Origin of the sequence: Kitasatospora sp. NPDC059747, from assembly GCF_042732955.1 — a bacterium.
Lineage (GTDB): Bacteria > Actinomycetota > Actinomycetes > Streptomycetales > Streptomycetaceae > Kitasatospora.
On sequence record NZ_JBHWGV010000053.1, the window covers coordinates 44100 to 62688 of the forward strand.

Below are 18589 nucleotides of genomic sequence, written 5' to 3' on the forward strand. Positions count from 1 at the left end.
CCGGTGGCGGGTCACCCCGCGGCGCCGCCCACGGCGGCTGGGCGCCCGGCCCGGCGCGGGGCCGATCCGCCGCCCGGCCGGGGCCCCGGGGCGGGGGGCCCCCCCGGCCCCCCCGGGGCCCTGCCCGCCACCCTGGGTGCGCTCGCCGCCGACGGCGCCCACCTCGCGGGCGCCATCGGCGAGGAGGTCCGCCGCCTCTCGCCGCCCGCGCCCCCGCACGAGTGGCCGCAGCTGCTGGGCGCGATCGACGCCGCCGCCTGGCGGGCCGTGATCGCCCCCACGCCCGGGGCCGAACGCGCAGCCCTGCTGGCCCTGTTGGACACCTGGGCCGACCAGCCGTTCGCCCGCGCGGGCAGCCACTGGCGGACGGGGCGCACGGACACCGCGACCCTGGCCCGCCTGCGCGCGGACGGCCTCGCGGTGGCGTCGGCGCGCGTACGGGCGCAGGGGACGTCGCAGCACTGGTTCGTCACCGGCGCGGACTCGGCGCTCGCGCAGCCCGTCCCCACCGCCCGGCTCGTGCGCATCGACCGCGACGACGCCGCCCGCCTGCGCGCCCTCGTCGCCGCCGTCGAGACGGCAGGGCCGCTCGCGCTGTCCGAGGCGGCGGTCGCGCGCTTCGCCGAACTCGCCGGAGTGCGGCGGCCGCTGGCGCGTCTGGTGCTCGCCGGCCTGCCCGCCCGACCCGGCCGGGACGACCATCGCGCCCTCGTCACCAAAGCCCCGTACAAGGCCACCCCGATGACCGCCGACACCTACGGCAAGCTGTGCTGGCGCCTGGGCGACGAGGGCCGCCGGGCCGTCCTGGCCGCGGCCCTGCCCGAGGACCCGGCCGACCTGTGGCGCCCCGGCGGCGTCGAGGCGGCCGCGGAGCGGATGGCCGCCGCGTGGTGCGAGCGCCTCGGCGCCCTGCCCGCCGTCGACGACGAGGCCGCCGACGCGCTGGAGAGCGACCTGGGCCTGTCCGAGGTCTGGGCCCGCCGCCTGACCGGCGGCTACACGGCCGGCGCCGACACGGCGGTGGAGGCGGCCGGCTGGGAGCTCGCGGCCGCCCCGTACGGGAGCGGCGTGGAGGTGCGGGCCGTCCCGCCGGGCGGCCCCGCCCTGCCCTACGGCACCCCGGTGGGCCTCGACCTGCGGCAGGCCGCGAGCGCCCTCGTGTGGGCGTGGACGGACCGCCCGGTCGGCGATCCGGCGGTGGCCGGCGCGTTCCACCTGTACGAGCGCCTGCGTGCCGAACTCGACCGCCCGGAGCTGCTGTTGGCGATGGGCCGGGCCGCGGTCAAGGACACCCCCGAAGGCCTGGCGCGCCGCTTCGGCCCCGAGCGCCTGCCGGTGGCCGAAGGCCGCCGCAAGGACACCGACGCCCCCCTGCCCGTCGCCTACGACTTCGGCCCGCTCGTCGTCAGCGCGCCCAGCGGCCAGGCCTTCCTGTGCCCGGCCGCGCTCAGCGACCCGCAGGCCCGCCGGACCGTACGAGAAATCCCGGAACTGGCAGCCGAGTTGAACGTCCTCATGCCCTACCTGCCCGGCGGCGGCCTGGAGCGCATGATGCACCGGGCCCGCACCACCCCCGTCCCGGCGGGCGCCTACGAAGCCGACCCGCGGCACTCCTGCCCCGACCTCGTCGCCCACGCCGCCCGCCACCTCGACGTCGGCCCCGACGCGGCCGCCCTCTACCTCCAGCTCGCCACGCTGGCCGCCCCCACCGACCGCAACGTCCGCCGCTGGAACGCCTGGACGGCCAAACAGCACACCGCCGCCCGCACCGAACTCCTCGCCACCGGCACCGTCACCGAAGCCAAACGCCCCCGCGCCGGCCGCACCCTCTTCCTCCCCGGCGAGTGGACCGACCTCAAGTCCCCCCACCTCCCCCTGGAAACCGCGAAGCTCGCCACCCACACCGTCCGCCCCCTATGGGGCAACGAAATCCACGCCCCCTTCCCCCGCATCCAACCCCCGCTCCCACTACACGAGTTGTTCACCACGACATGGACCGTCATCCACGGCGCCCCCGCCGGCAGCGCCCCGTGACCGGCCAGGGCCCGGCCGATGCCCTCGGCCACCTCGGCGACCTCATGGGCGACCCGGGCCGCCCACCCGTCGAGGTGCGCTGGGAGGGGGCCGTCGAGCGGCTCGGCGTCCAGCTCCCCTCGGACTTCCGCGCGTTCGTGGAGCGCTACGGCCGGGCGTGCGGGGCGCCGAACTCACCGCCGCCGGCGTCGTACCGTTGTGAAGCGGACCGGGGTGCCCGGGGCGGCCTGGGCGGCGGCGGGTAGGGCGGTGGCGGGGACGACGCCGATGACGGGGTAGCCGCCGGTGGTGGGGTGGTCGGCGAGGAAGACCACCGGGCGGCCGTCCGGCGGGACCTGGACGGCGCCCAGGACCATGCCCTCGCTGGGGAGTTCGCCTTCACGGGCGCGCTCCAGCGGCGGGCCGTCCACGCGCAGGCCGATCCGGTTGCTGGTGGGGGAGACGCGGTAGCCGGAGCCGGTGAGGACGGCCAGGGAGCGCTCGGTGAACCAGTCGTCGCGCGGGCCGATCAGCACCGGCAGGAGCAGCGGGTCGGGCGCGGCGGGGGAGGCGACCACGTCCGCCCCAGCCGCCGGGCCGCACGGCGTGCCGAGCGCCAGCTCGTCCCCGACGGCCAGGGGCGCGGGGCCCAGCCCCGACAGCAGGTCGGTGGAGCGGCTGCCGAGCACGGGGGTGACGGCCAGTCCGCCCGCGAACGCCACGTAGCTGCGCACGCCGGACGTGGCCGCGCCGACCTCCAGCAGCGCCCCGGCGGGCACCCGCACCGGCGCGGCCCACGCGGCGGGCCGTCCGTCGACGCGGACGGCGCACGGCGCGCCGCTGACGGCCACCGTCACGGCGCGCCGGGCGCGCACCGCGCAGCCGAGCACGGTCGTCTCCAGCGTGGCGGCCGTGGCGGGGTTGCCGACCAGGCGGTTGGCGAGGCGGTGGGCGGGCTGGTCGAGGGCGCCGGAGCGGGGCACGCCCAGGTGCGCGTGGCCGGGGCGGCCGAGGTCCTGGACGGTCGTCAGCAGGCCGGTGCTCACAACGGTTACGGTCATGCTTCCTTGATCACGCGTCCTCGATGACGAAGCGGACCCGGGTGCCCGGGCTGAACAGGGCGGCGCGCTCGCGGGAGGGGTCCCACAGCACGGCGTCGGTGTGCCCGATCAGCTGCCAGCCGCCGGGGGAGGGGCGCGGGTAGGCGCCGGTGTACGGTCCGGCGAGGGCGATCGAGCCGGCCGGGACGGCGGGGCGCGGGACGGCCCGGCGCGGTACCCGGTAGCGCTCGGGCAGGCCGGTGAGGTAGCCGAAGCCGGGGGCGAAGCCGCTGAAGGCGACGCGGAACTCGGTCGCGGAGTGGATGCGCGCGACCTCGTCCTCGGCGACGCCCCACAGCGCGGCGACCTCGGCGAGGTCCGCGCCGTCGTAGCGCACCGGGACGGTCACCGTCTCGTCGGACGTCGCCCGCAGCGGCGGCACGTGCCAGCCGGTGAGTTCGGCGGCCAGGGCGTCGGGGTCGGCGACGCCGTCGAGCAGGACGGTCCGTTCGGCGGGCACGACCTCGGCGACGGGCGGGAGCACGGACGCGGCGCGCCGGCGCTGGAGTTCGGCGTGGAAGGCGGCGGTCTCCTCGGCGCCGTCGAGCTCGACCAGCAGCGCGTCCTGGCCGACCCGCAGGACTCGTGTGCTCACGCGAACGCCTCCACCCGGACTCCGGCCGCCCGCAGGGCCGTTCGGACCCGGCGGGCGAGGTCCGCGGCGCCGGGGGTGTCGCCGTGCACGCACAGGGAGCGGGCCCGCAGCCGGACGCGTTCGCCGGTGCGCGCGGTGACCTCGCCGTCGCGGGCGATGGCGACCGAGCGGCGGACGACGGCGTCCGCCTCGTGCACGACGGCGCCGGGTTCGCGGCGCGGGACGAGCGTGCCGTGCGGCGTGTAGGCGCGGTCGGCGAACGCCTCGGCGACCACCGGCAGTTCGGCCCGCCCGGCGGCCTCGTGCAGTCGCGAACCGGGCAGGCCGAGGACGGGAAGGCCCGGCGCGGCCAGGTGCACGCCCCGGACCACCGCCTGCGCCTGCTCCTCGTCGTGCACCGTCCGGTTGTACAGCGCGCCGTGCGGTTTGACGTACGCGACACGCGCCCCGGCCGCCTGCGCGAACACCTGCAACGCCCCGATCTGGTAGGCGACTTCGTTCGCCAGTTCGTCCGGCGGCACGTCCATCGCGCGGCGCCCGAAGCCGGCGAGGTCCCGGTAGGAGACCTGCGCGCCGATCCGCACGCCCCGCTCGGCGGCCAGCGCGCACACCCGCCGCATGGTGGACGGGTCCCCGGCGTGGAAGCCGCAGGCGACGTTGGCGCTGGTGACCACCGACAGCAGCGCCTCGTCGTCGGTGAGGGTCCAGCGCCCGAAGCCCTCGCCGAGGTCGGCGTTGAGGTCGATGACCGTCGGATCGGGCGGCGGCGTCACCTCACGCCCCCCGTCATCGCCCGGATGATCACCGCGCGCGCGTCGTTCAGGTACCGGGTCAGCTCGACCTCGGCGTCGTCGATCTCGCCCGACTCCAGCAGCCCGGTGAGCGTCTGGTTGCGCCGCAGGAACGGCGCGTGCAGTTCGCGCGCCGAGGGGACGGCGGCGAAGGCCAGGCGCAGTTCGGCGACCAGGCGGGCCATGCACTCGTCGATCCGCTCGCTGCCGGCGAGCCCGGCGACGGCCAGGTGGAAGTGCAGGTCGGCGGTGCCGACGGTGACCCAGTCGCCGAGCGCTTCGGCGCCCTCGGCCCGGGCGAGCGCGGCCCGCACCGCGGCCAGGCGCTCGGGCGCGGCGCTGTGCAGGGCGCGCACGCCGGCCGTCTCCAGGGCCAGGCGCAGCGTGTAGATGTCGGCGACGTCGGCCGGGTTGAGGATCCGGACGAACACGCCGCGGTTCAGCTCGTGTACGACCAGCCGCTGGTCGGCCAGCAGCCGGAACGCCTCGCGCAGCGTGTTGCGCGAGACGGCGAGCGCGTCGCCGAGGGCCTCCTCCGACAGCCGGGTGCCGGGGGCGAGCCGGCCCTCGGTGATGTGGTCGCGCAGCACGTCGGCCACCCGCTGGGCGGCGCTGGCGCGTTCGATCCGGCTCCGGTCGGCCGCGAGTGCGTCGAAAACCCCGGTCACGTTCCACCTCCTGAACTCTTGTCGGATTGTTCCACAATCCCCTAGCCTCTCGGCAACCCCCGAACGGTCGCGGCCCACCCAGCCGGGACCTCCTCCGCCCGCGGCGCCCCAGACGGCCACCCACAGGGGCGGAGGCCCCTCTGAAAGGCGGTCAGGAACATGATCGTTCTGATCGGCATCCTCGTCGTGGTGGCCGGGTTCGCCACCCGGCGAAATCCGCTCCTCGTCGTCGGCGCCGCCGGCGTCGTCACCGGACTCCTGGGCGGGATGAGCCCGATGAAGGTCCTGGAGGCCTTCGGCACGGGCTTCGCCTCCAGCCGCTCGGTGACCCTCTTCGCCGTCACCCTGCCCGTGATCGGCCTCCTGGAGCGCCACGGCCTGCAGGAGCAGGCCCGCACCCTGATGAACAAGCTCGCCAGGGTCAGCGCCGGACGCCTGCTCGCCGTCTACCTGGTGGTGCGCCAGCTCGCCGCCGCCCTCGGCCTCACCGGCCTCGGCGGACCCGCCCAGGCCGTGCGCCCGATGATCGCGCCGATGGCCGAGGCCGCCGCCGAGCGCCGCCACGGCACCCTGACCGAACGGGCCCGCGAACGCCTGCGCTCCTTCGCCGCCAGCGCCGACACCGTCGGCCTGTTCTTCGGCGAGGACTGCTTCCTCGCCGTCGGCTCGATCCTCCTGATCACCGGCTTCGTCAACGCGACCTACCACACCGACCTGGAACCGGTGCAGCTCGCCCTGTGGGCCATCCCCACCGCGGTCTGCGCCACCCTCGTCCACGGCGCCCGCCTGCTGCGCCTGGACGCCACCCTCGCCCGGGACGTCCAGGGCGCCCCCGCGGCCGACGAAGCAGCCGCCACCCGCGTCGAGGAGAAGACGAAGTGATCAAGGTCGAGTGGCTGTACTGGCTGGTCGGGGCCGTCTTCCTCGCGATGGCCGCGCAGATGGCGGTGGACCGCACCAACCCCAAGCGCCACGGCAGCGCCGCCTTCTGGGGCCTGCTCGGCGCGAGCTTCGTCTACGGCAGCCGGGTCGCCGACAAGAGCGCGCCCGCGGCCCCGCTGGGCGCCGCCGTCCTGGCGATGATCTGCCTGGCCGGTTTCGGCCTCACCGGACGCGGCACCTCCACGGCCGCCGCCCCCGAGCAGCGGGCCGCCTCCGCCGCGCGCCTGGGCAGCAAGCTGTTCGTCCCCGCGCTCGCCCTGCCGCTGGTCGCACTCGCCTGCGGCACGCTCCTCAAGGGCGTGCACCTGGGCGGGAGTCCACTGCTCCAGACCGGCAGCGAGACGCTCCTCGGCCTCGGCATCGGCTCCCTCGTCGCGCTCGGCATCGCCCTGCTGCTCACCCGCGAGCGCAACCCCGTGGTCGCCCTGCACTCCGGGCGCGGGCTGCTGGAGGCGATGGGCTGGTCGCTGCTGCTGCCCCAGCTCCTGGCCGTGCTGGGCTCGATCTTCCAGGCCGCCGGCGTCGGCGCCCAGGTCGGCAGGATCACCACCCACTTCCTGCCGGACGGCAGCAAGTACGCGGCGGTGGCGCTCTACTGCCTGGGCATGGCCCTGTTCACGATCATCATGGGCAACGCGTTCGCCGCCTTCCCGGTGATGACCGCCGCGATCGGCTGGCCGATCCTCATCACCCAGCTGCACGGCCACCCGGGCGTCGTCCTGGCCGTGGGCATGCTGGCCGGCTTCTGCGGCACGCTCGTGACCCCGATGGCGGCCAACTTCAACCTCGTCCCGGCGGCGCTGCTCGAACTCAAGGACCAGTACGGGCCGATCAAGGCCCAGATCCCCACCGCGGGCGCGCTGCTGGTGTGCAACATCGCCATCATGTCGCTCTTCGCGTTCTGACCTGATCCCTTCTCGGAAAGGCCCGCCCATGACCAGGGTCCTGCTCACCGGCTTCGAACCGTTCGACGGCGCCGACGTCAACCCGTCCTGGGAGGTCGCCCGCCTCGTCACCGAAAACCCGCCCGAGGGGCTGCTGGTCACCGCCGTCCGCCTGAGCTGCGTCTTCGGGCGGGCGGCCGAGGAACTGCGCGCCGCGGTGCGGGAGTGCGCCCCGGACCTGGTGGTCTGCCTGGGCCAGGCGGCGGGCCGCCCGGACGTCACCGTCGAGCGCGTCGCCGTCAACGTCGACGACGCCCGCATCCCCGACAACGCGGGCGCCCGGCCCGTCGACGCACCCGTCGTCCCCGGCGGCCCCGCCGCCTACTTCGCGACGCTGCCGGTCAAGGCCTGCGTGGCCGCCGTCCGGGCGGCGGGCCTGCCCGCCTCCCTCTCGCACACCGCCGGGACGTTCGTCTGCAACCACGTCTTCTACGCCCTGATGCACCTGCTCGCCACCGAACGCCCCGGCGTGCGCGGCGGGTTCGTCCACATACCCGCCCTGCCCGAGCAGGTCCTCGACCGCGCCCAGCCCTCCCTGCCGGCCGACGCCGTCGCCCACGCGCTGCGCGCCCTGCTCACCGCCGCGGCCACCACCTCCGCCGACCTGCGCGTCCCGGAGGGGGCCACCCACTGAAAGCTCCCGTGTGGTGACGGACCTGACGATCCGTCACCACATCACCCGCGGCCCCGGTCAGACCTGGTAGCGCTCCGGCGCGAGCAGGTGCAGGTGTTCGCCGACCCACTCCGACGTGCGGCGCAGCCCCTCGTCCAGGCCCACCAGCGGCTCCCAGCCCGCCAGTTCGCGCGCCTTGCGGTTGTCGGACAGCAGCCGCTCGACCTCGCTGCCGCCCGGGCGCAGCCGGCTCGGGTCGACGACGATCTCGGCGTCCCGGCCGGAGGCGACGATCAGCGCCTTGGCCAGGTCGCCGATCGACACCTCGCTGCCGGTGCCGAGGTTGACGACCTCGCCCAGCGCGCGGTCGGCGCGGGCGACGGCCAGGAAGCCCTCCGCGGTGTCGGTCGCGTAGGTGAAGTCGCGGGTCGGGGTGGTCGAGCCGAGCCTGATCTCCCGCGCACCGGAGTGGAGCTGGGCCAGCACGGTGGGGATCACCGCACGCGCCGACTGGCGCGGGCCGTAGGTGTTGAACGGACGCACCACCGCGACCGGCAGCTCGAAGGCGTGCCAGTAGGACAGCGCCATCATGTCCGCGCCGATCTTCGAGGCCGAGTACGGCGACTGCGGCTGCAGCGGGTGCCGCTCGTCGATCGGCGCGGTGATCGCCGTCCCGTACACCTCGCTGGTGGAGGTGTGCACCAGGCGGGCGCCGTGGCGCAGGCAGGCCGCGGCGACGTTCTGCGTGCCGACCACGTTGGTCTGCACGTACGCCTCGGGGGCCTGGTAGCTGTACGGGATGCCGATCAGCGCCGCGAGGTGGAAGACCGTGTCGCAGCCGGCGACCGCGTCCAGGACCCGGTTGGCGTCCCGCACGTCGCCCGCGACCATCTCCACCGCGCCGTCGGGGCCGGCCAGGTAGCGGGCGAGGTAGCCGCGCTCGGCGTACGGCTTGTAGTGCACCAGGGCCCGCACCCGGGCGCCGCGCTCGACCAGCAGGTCGACCAGGGTGCTGCCGATGAAGCCCTCGGCGCCGGTGACCAGGACGGTCCGCCCGCTCCAGTCCTGCCGCACGGTGTCGTTGAGGTTGGTCATCACTGTCCTCCAGAAGTCGGTTCGGGTGTTTCAGGGCCCGTACGGGGCAGAGGCGGGTGCCGGCGCCCGCCCGATCACGCGCAGCACCTTCGCCGCGAGCAGGTCCGCGGCGACCGCGTGGTCACCCGGATCGGCCGCCGCCGCCATCGCCGCGAGCCGCCGCGGATCCGCGAGCAGCGGATCCACCAGCTCCGCCAGGCGCTCGCCGGTGCACTCCCCGTCCGCCAGCAGCAGACCGGCGCCCGCGTCCGAGAGCACCCGCGCGTTGTGCGTCTGGTGGTCGTGCGGCGCGTGCGGATAGGGCACCAGGACGGCCGGCATCCGCACGCTCGACAACTCGGCGACCGTCGCCGCACCGGCCCGGCACACCATGAGGTCGGCCGCCGCGTACGCCAGGTCCATCCGGTCCAGGTAGGCGACCGCGTGCGCCACCGGGTTGCCCGCCAGCGCCGCCCGCACCTCGGGGAGCGCGGCCGGACCGGTCTTGACCAGCAGCCGCCGGTCGGTGCGGTGACGCCAGCGCCCGGCCAGCTCGACGGCCGCCGCGGTCAACCGCGCCGCCCCCAGACTGCCGCCGTTGAGCACCAGCAGCCCCGCGCCCTCCGGCACACCGAAGTGCCGCCGCGCCTCCGCCCGCAGCGCCGCCCGCTCCAACCGGGCCACCGCCCCCACCAGCGGCATCCCGACCGTCTGCACCTCCCGCCCGGCCGGCAGGTGCTCCCGCGTGCGGTCGAAGGCGAGCGCCACGTGCGGGGTGAGCCGGGCGGCGAACCGGTTGGCCCGCCCGGGCACCGCGTTCGACTCGTGCACCACGCTCGGCAGCCCCGCCATCCGCGCGCCCACGATCACCGGCGCACTCGGATACCCGCCCATCCCCACCGCCACCTGCGCACCCTGCTCCCGCAGGATCTCCCGGCACCGCCGGCCCGAGCGCAGCAGCGCCGCCGGCAACAGGTAGCGGCGCGCGCCCAGCGAGGCGTCGAACGGGATCATGTCGACCGTGTGCAGCCGGTGGCCCGCCTGCGGGATCAGCGTCGTCTCCAGACCGCGCTCGGTCCCCACGAAGGAGATCACCGCCCGCGGATCGGCCCGCCGCAGCGCCTCCGCCAGCGCCAGCCCCGGATAGATGTGCCCACCCGTGCCACCCGCCCCGATCACCACCGACAGCGGCGGGAGCTCCTCGGCGGTCTCGTGTTCTGTCGTCGTCCACATGCCGACGAGCCTGCTCAGGCCGTCTAAGAGACTTCTCAGAGAGCATTTGAGAGGCTGACCCACATGATCAACGGGCAAGCCAACGGGCAAAGAGTGCTGGTCGTGGACGACGACCCCGAGGTGCGCGCCGCCGTCGAGGACGGCCTCACCATCGAGGGCTACCAGGTGCGCGGTGCCGCCGACGGCCTCGCCGCCCTCACCGAGGTCGCCTCCTGGCAACCCGACGCCATGGTCCTCGACCTCCTCATGCCCGTCCTCGACGGCCTCGCCGTCTGCCGCCGCCTGCGCGCCCTCGGCGACCGCATCCCCATCCTCGTGCTCACCGCCCGCGACTCCGTCAGCGAACGCGTCGACGGCCTCGACGCCGGCGCCGACGACTACCTCGTCAAACCCTTCGCCCTCGACGAACTCGCCGCCCGCCTGCGCGCCCTGCTGCGCCGCAGCGCCACCGCCCCCGACGAGGAACCCGGCCTGCGCTTCGCCGACCTGGAGGTCGACCCGCACACCCGCACCGGCACCCGGGCCGGCCGCCCGGTGGAGTTCTCCCGCACCGAATTCGCCCTCCTCGACGTCCTGCTGCGCCACCCCGGCCAGGTCCTCCCACGCGAGGTGATCATGGAACGGGTGTGGGGCGCCGACTTCGGCCCCGACTCCAACTCCCTCGCCGTGTACGTCGGTTACCTGCGCCGCAAACTGGAAGCCGGCGGCGAACCACGCCTGGTGCACACCGTGCACGGCGTCGGCTACCGCCTCGGCACCCCCGACACCCCGGACCGGGCGACATGAGGGCGGCACACGCCCGCTGGCGACGCCGGCGCCCACTGCGCACCCGGCTCGCACTCGCCTGCACCGCCGCCGTCGCCGTCGTCGCCCTCGGCATCAGCGCCGCCGCGTTCAGCGTCGTGCGCTACGAACTCAACCACCAGCTCGACCAGCACCTCACCCAACAGGCCACCCTCGTCCAGCAGCAGCACCGCGACCAAGGCCCCCAGGTCGTCTACGGCGAATGCAACTACCTCGCCGCCCCCGCCTGCGCCCAGATCGTCCCCGCCGACCCCACCAAGACGGCGAACGAGCCCTACCTGCTGCCCGTCACCCCGGCCACCCGCCAGGTCGCCGCCCGCCAACGCCCCGGCTACTTCACCGACCTCACCATCGGCGGCCACCCCGCCCGCATGCTCACCACCCCGATGACCGCGGCACCACCCGGCACCCGTCAGGCCGTCCAGGTCGCCCTGCGCTCCGACAGCGTCGAGGAAGGCGTCCGGCAGGCCGGCGCCCTGATGGCCGCCGTCGCCGCGGGCGGCGTCCTGCTCGCCGCCCTCCTCGGCCTCACCGTCGCCCGCACCTCCCTCGCCCCCGTCACCCGCCTCACCCGCACCGCCGAACGCATCGCCGCCACCCGCGACGCCGGCCTGCGCATCGACCTGCCACCCGGACGCCGCGAGGACGAACTGACCAGACTCGCCGACAGCTTCAACACCATGCTCGGCGAACTCGAACAGTCCGTCGCTGCCCAGCGCCGCCTCGTCGCCGACGCCTCCCACGAACTGCGCACCCCGCTCACCGCGCTGCGCACCAACGCCGAACTCCTCTCCCGCGCCGATCGCCTGACGGACAGTCAGCGGGAGCGGGCGGCATCCGCGCTGCGCCGCCAGCTGCGCGAGGTGACCGGCATGGTCAACGACCTCATCGAACTCGCCCGCGACGAGGAACCCCAGCCGCTGCTCGAACAGGTCGCCCTCGCCCCGCTCGTCGAACACTGCGTCGACACCGCCCGCGGCCACTGGCCGGCCGTCGCCTTCACCCTGGACACCCTGGACACCCTGGACACCCTCGACGCCCCCGCGGCCGAACGCACCGTCGCGGGCGTCCCGGCCCGCCTCGCCCGGCTGCTCTCCAACCTGCTCGACAACGCGGCCAAGTTCAGCCCGCCCGGCGGCACCGTCGAAGTCCGCCTCACCCGGCTGGAGCTCACCGTCCGCGACCACGGCCCCGGCATCGCCCCCGAGGACCTCCCGTACGTCTTCGACCGCTTCTACCGCGCCTCCGCCGCCCGCGCGCTCCCCGGCTCCGGCCTGGGCCTGGCCATGGCCCGCCAGATTGCCCAGGCCCACGGCGCCACCCTCACCGCCGAAGCCGCCGAGGGCGGCGGCGCCCTGTTCCGCCTGCGCCTGCCGGCCTGAGCGGGGCGGCGATGCCGGCCGCCCCTGCGGCGCGGGTGGCTCCGGCCCGCACTCGGCCGCGCCACGGCGGCTGGGGGTGCACCTCCGGCCGCCGGCCCGCACCGACGCCCCGGCGCAGGGGAGCGGGCCGGTACGGCGGCTCGGGACCGTCGTGCGGTGAGAAGGGTCACGTCCCCACGGGCTCGCCGGTCGGGCCCGGCCCGGCGCCGCACCGGATTCTGCTCGCCGCGGCCCCTCTGCGGGCAGGCCGGGCGCCGGGGCACCCGCGGCGGCACGGGTCCGTCGACCGGACCTGGCCGGTACCTCGGCGTCCTCGCCGCAGCCACCTGCCGAGCCCCCTCAGCCGGTCGGCCCCCGGCGGACCCGGCGGCCTGCCCGGGTGCCCCGCAGGGGTGTGTGCGGCCCCTCGCCCGCCCTCTCAGCCCGCGGTCTGCGACGGCCGGCCCGGGACCCACAGGGGTGCCGGGCCGTCGTGGGGCACGGTGCGGTCGGCGAGGTCCTCCAGCCACCGGCCGGCGCGGGCCGGGTCGCCGTCGCCCAGTTCGACCAGGGCGGTGGCGGCGATCCGGGCGCAGGACAGCAGCAGGGCCAGGGTGTCCTGGCGGCGGTGCCGCTCGCGGACGTAGGCCTCGCAGCGTTCGGTGATGTGCCGGCCGTGGGCGTCGCGGTCCTCCGGGTCCTCGGCGGTGATCGCCTGGACGCCGTGCCACACCAGGACGAGCGCGGCGGGCTCGCTGGGGTGGGCGGTGTCCGCCCAGTGCGCCCGTTCGCGGGCCTCGGCCGACCACAGGCCCAGCCACTCCAGCGCCGCGGGCCCGTCGTCCCCCCGGGCCCCCCCCGCCCCCCGCCCCGCCCCCGCGGGGGGGGGGCCCCCCACCCCCCCCCCCCGGCGCCCCCCCCCGCGGGCCCGCGGCGCCGCCGACGCGCCCCCCCCCCCCGCCCCCGCCCCGCGCCCGGGGGGCCCCGCGACTCCAGCACCGCCCCGGCCGGTACCCGCAGCCCGGGCGCCGGCGACTCGCCGTAGGCCAGCCACGTGTCCGCGAACGACGCCGCCCGCACGTGCCACAGCCATGCGGCGGCCCCGGTGGACCCTTCGGCGGCCCCGTCCGGCCCGCCCGCCCACTCGTCCGCCGCCAGCCGGACCAGACCCAGACCCGCGACCCGCGCCGCGTCCCCGTCCAGCCCGAGCAGCCATCCACTCCTCACCACGCACCGCCCCCTCAGCGCCCACCACCAGGCCCGTCGCCCGGCAACGGGGCACATCCCACCACACCTGGACGGGGACGAACCAGGTACCCCCTGTCACAACGTGATTACGGCATCATGTACAGGTCACCCGACCGGGCCCGCTCCCGGGCGGCCGGCCAGGGCCCCGGCGCGGGCTCTTTCTCTTCGGCGCCGACCCCCGGGACGCCTTGCCGCGGACTACCGGCCGGCGGCCGCGAGCACCTGCTGGTTCTCCGCGACGTCGGCCGCGGTGAAACAGGCCGGGTTGTTCACGGTGATGTGGGCGGCCGTCGGCAACGATGGCCCGGCGTTGCCGCACGGGGCTATTGACGTCGCGACACCCGTCGGCCGGACGGCCGCGGTCAGTCGGTGTCGGTGGCGGCCAGGACCGCGAACTCCTGGCCGCCGGGGCGCAGGGCGGCCAGGGCGAGGTCCCAGGCGACGTTGTGGAACCAGGGGGCGGAGGCGGTGCCGATGCGGAACCAGCTGGTCTGCCGCACCCGGTCGGCGGTCTCGGCGATCGGTGTGTCGGCGGGGCCGGCGGTCAGGGCGGCCAGGGAGCGCCAGGCGGCGAGCCTGCCGTAGGCGCCGTAGCAGCCGTGGCCGTAGGCCGGTGCGCGCAGCGCGGCGGTGAGCAGGGTGCGCAGCGCGAGGTCGGGGCTCGACGGGTGGAGCCTGGCCGGGGCCTCGTCCGCGGGCCAGGGGGTGAGCGGCAGGAGGGCGAGGAGCGCCGGGACGTCCTCGGGCGTGACCGGGTCCGGGAGCCAGAACTCCTGGGCGGCGATCTTCCCGTTGGACTGGGCGAGCCAGTGGGCGACGGCCGCGCCCATGGCCTCCACGGTCGCGGGCACGCCGGTCTCGGTGGGATCGGCGTCGGCCGTCCGCTGCCGCATCGCCGGCGTGGTCTCCAGCGCGTCGCCCGGCTCCGGCCACACGGGGGGCACCGTCCAGGTCCAGTCGTCCGCGGCGTCCGCGGGGCGCCGCAGCCCGTGTTCCTCGGGGAACAGGTCCAGTGGCAGCACGGCGAGGGGGTGGCCCTCGGCCACGAGGGTGTCGGCGAAGGCGCGCAGCGCGGGGTAGCCGTTGACCGCGTCGGAGACGAGCACCGTCTCGTGGAGCAGGCAGGCCGCGAACTCGCGGGACTGGGCGGCCTCGGGCACCTGGTCGAACACCACGTCGGCGATGTCCTCGATGCGGTGCCCGTGGGCCACGACCGCGGCCAGGTAGCGCGGGGAGACGCTCTGGTGCGGCGAGTCCAGCACGCGCACCAGGGCGCGCAGGCTGTCCGCTCCGGGGCGGGCGGCCAGGGCGTTCAGTGTCCAGTACAGGACCGCGGCGCAGTGGCCCTTGCGGTCCTCTCCCGCGGCGGTGCGGGCGGCGAGTTCCGCGGCGAGGTCGCCGGCCCAGCCGAACTCGCCGGTGGCGACCCGCGATTCGACCTCGGCGCGCAGTACGGAGACGTCCGAGTCCTCGGCCTCGCACAGGCCGTCCACTGTGCGGGTGATGTCGTTGCCCATGGCGTGATTATGTCCCGTCGCCGGGCCGGATCCTGTGTGGCCCCACCACCGGGGGCAAACGCGAGGGCGCGCAGCCGGTGCGTGATCCGCACCGGCTGCGCGCCCGAAGGTGGTCGGCCTGCTCAGGCCGTCAGATGCTCAAGGAAGCACGAGCGATGTCGACGTCATGCCCGTGTTCCCTTTGAAGCCCACCGCTGGACGATCTCGTTCCAGCGGCCGTCGATTTCCTTCAGATCCACGAGAGGCTGCAGCTGAGGGTCGAAGAACTCCAGCACCGTCCGGGTCTCGGTGAACGAGATGCCGAGTTCGTCCTGCACGGCCAAGAGGAAGCGAACCGGTGTCAGCTCGTCCGGCAGTGATGTCCTGACGAACTCGAGCACGTCCATGAAGGGCGCACCCCCGGCCACGAGCTCTTCGAGCTCATGCTTTTCCGCCGACACGACTCACCCCTTCGGCCTGGAGAAGATCGGTTCCGCGTTGGTGTAGCTCCCCTTTACGCCCTTGAGGGCGGCCTCGTTCACATTGACCTCCGTCAACCCGTACTTGGAGCACATGTAGCCGGTGAAGGTGTTCCGGGCGGCATCCTCCATGGACATCCCCTTCAGGAGGTTGGCGTTGAACGCATCGAGGTTGGTCGGCATGGAGGGAACCCACTTCGCCTCGAAAGCCGCGACGTTGTCGGCGCCGAAATGGGCCATGACATCCTCGAACATCTTGCCACCGGGCACGGCGATGCTCTCGTCCGCGCCCTTCTCGATCGCCATGGTCAGCTTTCCGTCCTTGAGCTCGGCGAGGACGGTGCTGCCGCCGGCGTAGATCCCGGTGAAGCTGTCGCAGGGAAGGGTGTTGTGCACCAGGACCGGGGCGTTTCCGGCCAGCACGAAGTAGGTGTGGAGGTCCTTGACGGTCAGGTTGTACGCGGGCTCGAGTCCGGTCCAGTGCCGGACGGAGGAGACCTGGACGGCAGCCCCGGTGTCGGTGCGCAGGGTGTCACCGGGGTGGACGGCGGCCGCATCGGTCCAGGTCCGGGTCGACTCGACCCAGAACGGGTGGTGATCGGTCGCGGTGACGGCACCAGAGCTGCCGTCGGTGTGGCGGACCGTCAGTTCGGTGAACTCGCGGTCGTCCGGGGTGCGGATGGTGGCGGTCACCGTACGCGGGCCGCTGGTGCCCGCGACAGGGTCTGCCGCGAGCACGGTGTCACCCGTGCGCAGGGTCTCGATCGGTCGGGTCCCGCCGTCCCCCATGACCACCATGGTGCCGGCCGGGAAGCTGTTGACGCGGCATGCCGTACGTGCGGCGTCCCCGAGCTTGGCCTCGAGCTCCAGTCGTTGGATGAGGGCGCGGTCGGCGTTGGGGTTGTTGCGCAGGGCCGCGAGGGCCGCCTCGGTGCCGACGCCGTCCTTCAGGGTCCCGCGGAACTTGGTGACGGCGTCGGCCACGCTGGTCAGGCTGTTGATCGTGGCCTGGCTGTAGCCGTTGAGCGTCGCCTGGAGGGCGAGCTTGGCGTCCTCGATGCCGACGCCGGTCTCGAGGGCGAAGCGGAAGGCGATGATGCCCTTGCCGGCTTCGGCGAGCTTGCCGACGGGGGCGAAGGTCGCCGCCGCCCAGGCGCAGGAGGCGTTCAGGCCGGGGTTGTTGAAGCACTTGACGAAGTCGTCGGTCAGCAGGTGGAGGAGCAGCCTGGAGCTGTCCCCGGTCGCGCACCCGCCTTCCGGACCGCAGTAGACCTTGTAGTGCTGGGCGTAGTCGGAGTAGGTGAGCTCGATGGTGGAGTCGTACGCGGTCTTGCCGTCGAGCGTCGTGGTGTTGAGGACGACGGTGTCCCAGACGCTGTACTTGCCCTTGCAGGCGTCGAGGCTGAGCCCGGCCTCGGGGCAGGTGCGCATGACGTAGTCGACGGTGCCCGTGACCTTGACCTTCACCGGGACGGTGCAGACCTGCTGCCCGGCGGCGTTGTTGTGCCAGGTCTTGGAGTCACCGAAGAGCCACCCGCCGATGGTGCCGGGGTCGTCGGTGATGCACTTGGACATGTCGTCCTTGACGATCTCCTGCTTCACATCGTCGTGCGGGACGACCTCGATGTAGTAGGCCCGGTCTCCACTGACACCGCTTCCGTCGGTGCCGGCAGTGCCGGCCGGGACCTGGGCGTTGGCGGCCTCGGCCTGCTGCTTCTGGAAGACGGCGGCCTGGGCGTCGGCGGCGGCCTTGGCGGCCTCGGCGGCGCTCTGCTGGGCGGCCGCGGCGCTGGCCTGGGCCTGGTCGGACGCCGCCTTCGCGGTGGCCGCGTACTGCTGGGCCTGGGCGGCGTAGCCGGTGGCCGCGGCCGCGGAGACGCCGGCGCTGCGGGCCGCGGCGTTGGCGGAGGCCGCCGACGCCTGGGCCTGCTGGGCGTACTGGGCGGCCTGCTGGGCGCTGGCCTGGGCGGCCTGGGCCGACTGCGCGGCCTGGTTGGCGAAGCCCTGGGCGGCCTGCGCGGACTGGCTGGCCTGGTTGGCGTAGCCCGCCGCCTGGTCGGCCAGGTTGCTGGCGGTGGCGTAGGACTGCCCGGCCTGGGCCGCGTACTGGCGCGCCTGGGCGACCGAGCCGTCGATGGTGGCGAGGTAGGCCGCGATGGTCGCCACGTGGGCGGCCGTGACGGCGTCGCGCTGCTGGGCCTTCAGGATCCCGGTCTGCAGGAACGGCACGAGCCGGTCGGCGGGTCCGGACAGGACGGCCTGGGCGGCCGCCTTGACCTCGGGTCCGCCACTGGCCAGGGCCTGGGTGACCAGGACGCGGTTGTCGTCGTCGCGGGCCTTGAACTGGCCGACCGTCAGGAAGGCGCGGACGTCGTCGATGGTGCCGTCCAGGGCCTTGCCGGCCGCGGCCTTCACGCCGGGGCCGCCGTTGGCCATGATCTGGGAGAGGGCGACGCGGTCGTCGTCGTCCTTGCCCGGGTACTGGCCGGTGGCGAGGAAGGCCTTCACCTGGTCGGGGGTGCCGACCGAGGCGGTCTCGGCGGCCAGGCGCTTCTCCAGCTTGCCCGGCGCCTGGGCGATGGCCATGACGCTGGTGCGGTCGTCCCGGTCCCGGGCGACGGACAGCGTGCTGCTCAGGAATGCCTGGACGGCGCTGTCGTCACCCTCCAGGGCCGTCTGGGCGGCGGCCTTGGTCCACGGACCGCCGGCGTCCAGCAGGCGCAGCGCGGCCTGACGGCCCTTGAGGACGGCGGTCTTCGCGTCGACGCCGGACGCGGTGGCGTCCTTGATCAGCTGGTCGGTGTCGGCGGCGAACTGGGTGACCTTGCCGGACTCCCAGGCCGCGGTCCTCGCCTTGAGGTCGGCCTCGCGGGAGGCCTCGTCGGCGGCGGCCATCTCGACGGCCTGCTGCTCGTCCAGGCGCTCCTGGTCGGAGGCGCGGGCGATGTCGGTGACCTTGTGCGCCTGCTTGGCGGAGTTGTCGGCCGAGTTGGCGTCGGCGTCGGCCGCGGTGGCGGCGGCCTTCGCGACGTTGGCCCAGTTCGAGGCGTCACTGGCGTGCTGGCGGGCCTGCTCGGCCGCGGTGGCGGCCGCTTCGGCGTGCGCGGCCGCGTCGTTGGCTGCGCGCTGGGCGTCGCCGGCCGCGGCGGCGGCCTGGGCCGCGATCGCGACGGTGGCGTTGGCGGCGCGGGTGGCCTCGGCGGCGGCGCTGCGGGCGCGGGCGGCGGC

15 protein-coding genes and 1 pseudogene are annotated in these 18589 nt (G+C 75.1%); 6 read left to right on the forward strand and 10 right to left on the reverse strand.

Annotated elements, in window-relative coordinates:
* A pseudogene (locus ACFV4G_RS23190) lies at positions 1 to 2034 on the forward strand (hypothetical protein); the annotation flags it as partial.
* 173 nt (positions 2035 to 2207) lie between these two features.
* Here ACFV4G_RS23190 and ACFV4G_RS23195 read toward each other — a convergent pair.
* Genes ACFV4G_RS23195 through ACFV4G_RS23210 form a run of 4 tightly spaced genes read right to left on the reverse strand, consistent with a single transcriptional unit; the run spans position 2208 to position 5167 of the window.
* On the reverse strand, positions 2208 to 3074 hold the full coding sequence (locus ACFV4G_RS23195; protein ID WP_380443352.1) for a biotin-dependent carboxyltransferase family protein: 867 nt from the start codon (positions 3072 to 3074) through the stop codon (positions 2208 to 2210).
* A gap of 10 nt (positions 3075 to 3084) precedes the next feature.
* Complete coding sequence (locus ACFV4G_RS23200; RefSeq protein WP_380443354.1) at positions 3085 to 3708, reverse strand: allophanate hydrolase subunit 1; 624 nt, start codon at positions 3706 to 3708, stop codon at positions 3085 to 3087.
* A complete protein-coding gene (locus ACFV4G_RS23205; protein ID WP_380443356.1) occupies positions 3705 to 4481 on the reverse strand; it encodes a LamB/YcsF family protein in 777 nt (258 codons plus the stop codon). The genes ACFV4G_RS23200 and ACFV4G_RS23205 overlap by 4 nt, the downstream gene beginning before the upstream one ends.
* Entirely contained in the window at positions 4478 to 5167 is a 690-nt protein-coding gene (locus tag ACFV4G_RS23210; protein WP_380443358.1) for a GntR family transcriptional regulator, read from the reverse strand. The genes ACFV4G_RS23205 and ACFV4G_RS23210 overlap by 4 nt, the downstream gene beginning before the upstream one ends.
* 159 nt (positions 5168 to 5326) lie before the next feature.
* Here ACFV4G_RS23210 and ACFV4G_RS23215 point away from each other — a divergent pair, with 159 nt between their 5' ends.
* Genes ACFV4G_RS23215 through pcp form a run of 3 tightly spaced genes read left to right on the forward strand, consistent with a single transcriptional unit; the run spans position 5327 to position 7687 of the window.
* Positions 5327 to 6049 (forward strand): DUF969 domain-containing protein, encoded by a 723-nt coding sequence (locus ACFV4G_RS23215; RefSeq protein WP_380443360.1) that lies wholly within the window; start codon positions 5327 to 5329, stop codon positions 6047 to 6049.
* A complete protein-coding gene (locus ACFV4G_RS23220; protein WP_380443362.1) occupies positions 6046 to 7014 on the forward strand; it encodes a DUF979 domain-containing protein in 969 nt (322 codons plus the stop codon). The genes ACFV4G_RS23215 and ACFV4G_RS23220 overlap by 4 nt, the downstream gene beginning before the upstream one ends.
* A 28-nt stretch (positions 7015 to 7042) precedes the next feature.
* A complete protein-coding gene (gene pcp, locus ACFV4G_RS23225) occupies positions 7043 to 7687 on the forward strand; it encodes a pyroglutamyl-peptidase I (RefSeq protein WP_380443364.1) in 645 nt (214 codons plus the stop codon).
* Positions 7688 to 7744: 57 nt separating this feature from the next.
* On the opposite strand, the gene ACFV4G_RS23230 is transcribed toward pcp, so the two are convergent.
* Both ACFV4G_RS23230 and ACFV4G_RS23235 read right to left on the reverse strand, forming a co-directional pair.
* Entirely contained in the window at positions 7745 to 8761 is a 1017-nt protein-coding gene (locus tag ACFV4G_RS23230; RefSeq protein WP_380443366.1) for an SDR family NAD(P)-dependent oxidoreductase, read from the reverse strand.
* A 30-nt stretch (positions 8762 to 8791) separates the two neighbouring features.
* Positions 8792 to 9973, reverse strand: coding sequence for a glycosyltransferase (locus tag ACFV4G_RS23235; protein ID WP_380443368.1), 1182 nt, complete (start codon positions 9971 to 9973; stop codon positions 8792 to 8794).
* Between the two features lie 63 nt (positions 9974 to 10036).
* Here ACFV4G_RS23235 and ACFV4G_RS23240 point away from each other — a divergent pair, with 63 nt between their 5' ends.
* Positions 10037 to 10759 carry a response regulator transcription factor gene (locus tag ACFV4G_RS23240; RefSeq protein WP_380443370.1) on the forward strand — a complete coding sequence of 241 codons (723 nt, stop codon included), beginning with the start codon at positions 10037 to 10039 and terminating at the stop codon, positions 10757 to 10759.
* Positions 10756 to 12159 carry an ATP-binding protein gene (locus ACFV4G_RS23245; protein WP_380443372.1) on the forward strand — a complete coding sequence of 468 codons (1404 nt, stop codon included), beginning with the start codon at positions 10756 to 10758 and terminating at the stop codon, positions 12157 to 12159. Before ACFV4G_RS23240 ends, ACFV4G_RS23245 begins: the two co-directional genes overlap by 4 nt.
* 418 nt (positions 12160 to 12577) lie before the next feature.
* Here the strand turns inward: ACFV4G_RS23245 and ACFV4G_RS23250 are convergent, their stop codons facing one another.
* The 4 genes from ACFV4G_RS23250 to ACFV4G_RS23265 form a co-directional block, all read right to left on the reverse strand.
* Complete coding sequence (locus ACFV4G_RS23250) at positions 12578 to 13036, reverse strand: hypothetical protein (protein WP_380443373.1); 459 nt, start codon at positions 13034 to 13036, stop codon at positions 12578 to 12580.
* A 712-nt stretch (positions 13037 to 13748) separates the two neighbouring features.
* Positions 13749 to 14903, reverse strand: coding sequence for a DUF6183 family protein (locus ACFV4G_RS23255; protein WP_380443375.1), 1155 nt, complete (start codon positions 14901 to 14903; stop codon positions 13749 to 13751).
* 164 nt (positions 14904 to 15067) lie between these two features.
* Entirely contained in the window at positions 15068 to 15343 is a 276-nt protein-coding gene (locus tag ACFV4G_RS23260; protein WP_380443377.1) for a hypothetical protein, read from the reverse strand.
* A 3-nt stretch (positions 15344 to 15346) separates the two neighbouring features.
* Positions 15347 to 18589, reverse strand: a 3243-nt coding sequence (locus tag ACFV4G_RS23265) for a polymorphic toxin-type HINT domain-containing protein (protein WP_380443379.1), incomplete at its 5' end; no start/stop codon positions are given.

Bases quoted from the DNA above. Each gene is read 5' to 3' on its own strand.
- ACFV4G_RS23195 (WP_380443352.1), bottom strand. From the start codon at position 3,074: ATGACCGTAACCGTTGTGAGCACCGGCCTGCTGACGACCGTCCAGGAC.
- ACFV4G_RS23215 (WP_380443360.1), top strand. From the start codon at position 5,327: ATGATCGTTCTGATCGGCATCCTCGTCGTGGTGGCCGGGTTCGCCACC.
- pcp (WP_380443364.1), top strand. From the start codon at position 7,043: ATGACCAGGGTCCTGCTCACCGGCTTCGAACCGTTCGACGGCGCCGAC.
- ACFV4G_RS23230 (WP_380443366.1), bottom strand. From the start codon at position 8,761: ATGACCAACCTCAACGACACCGTGCGGCAGGACTGGAGCGGGCGGACC.
- ACFV4G_RS23235 (WP_380443368.1), bottom strand. From the start codon at position 9,973: ATGTGGACGACGACAGAACACGAGACCGCCGAGGAGCTCCCGCCGCTG.
- ACFV4G_RS23240 (WP_380443370.1), top strand. From the start codon at position 10,037: ATGATCAACGGGCAAGCCAACGGGCAAAGAGTGCTGGTCGTGGACGAC.
- ACFV4G_RS23245 (WP_380443372.1), top strand. From the start codon at position 10,756: ATGAGGGCGGCACACGCCCGCTGGCGACGCCGGCGCCCACTGCGCACC.
- ACFV4G_RS23255 (WP_380443375.1), bottom strand. From the start codon at position 14,903: ATGGGCAACGACATCACCCGCACAGTGGACGGCCTGTGCGAGGCCGAG.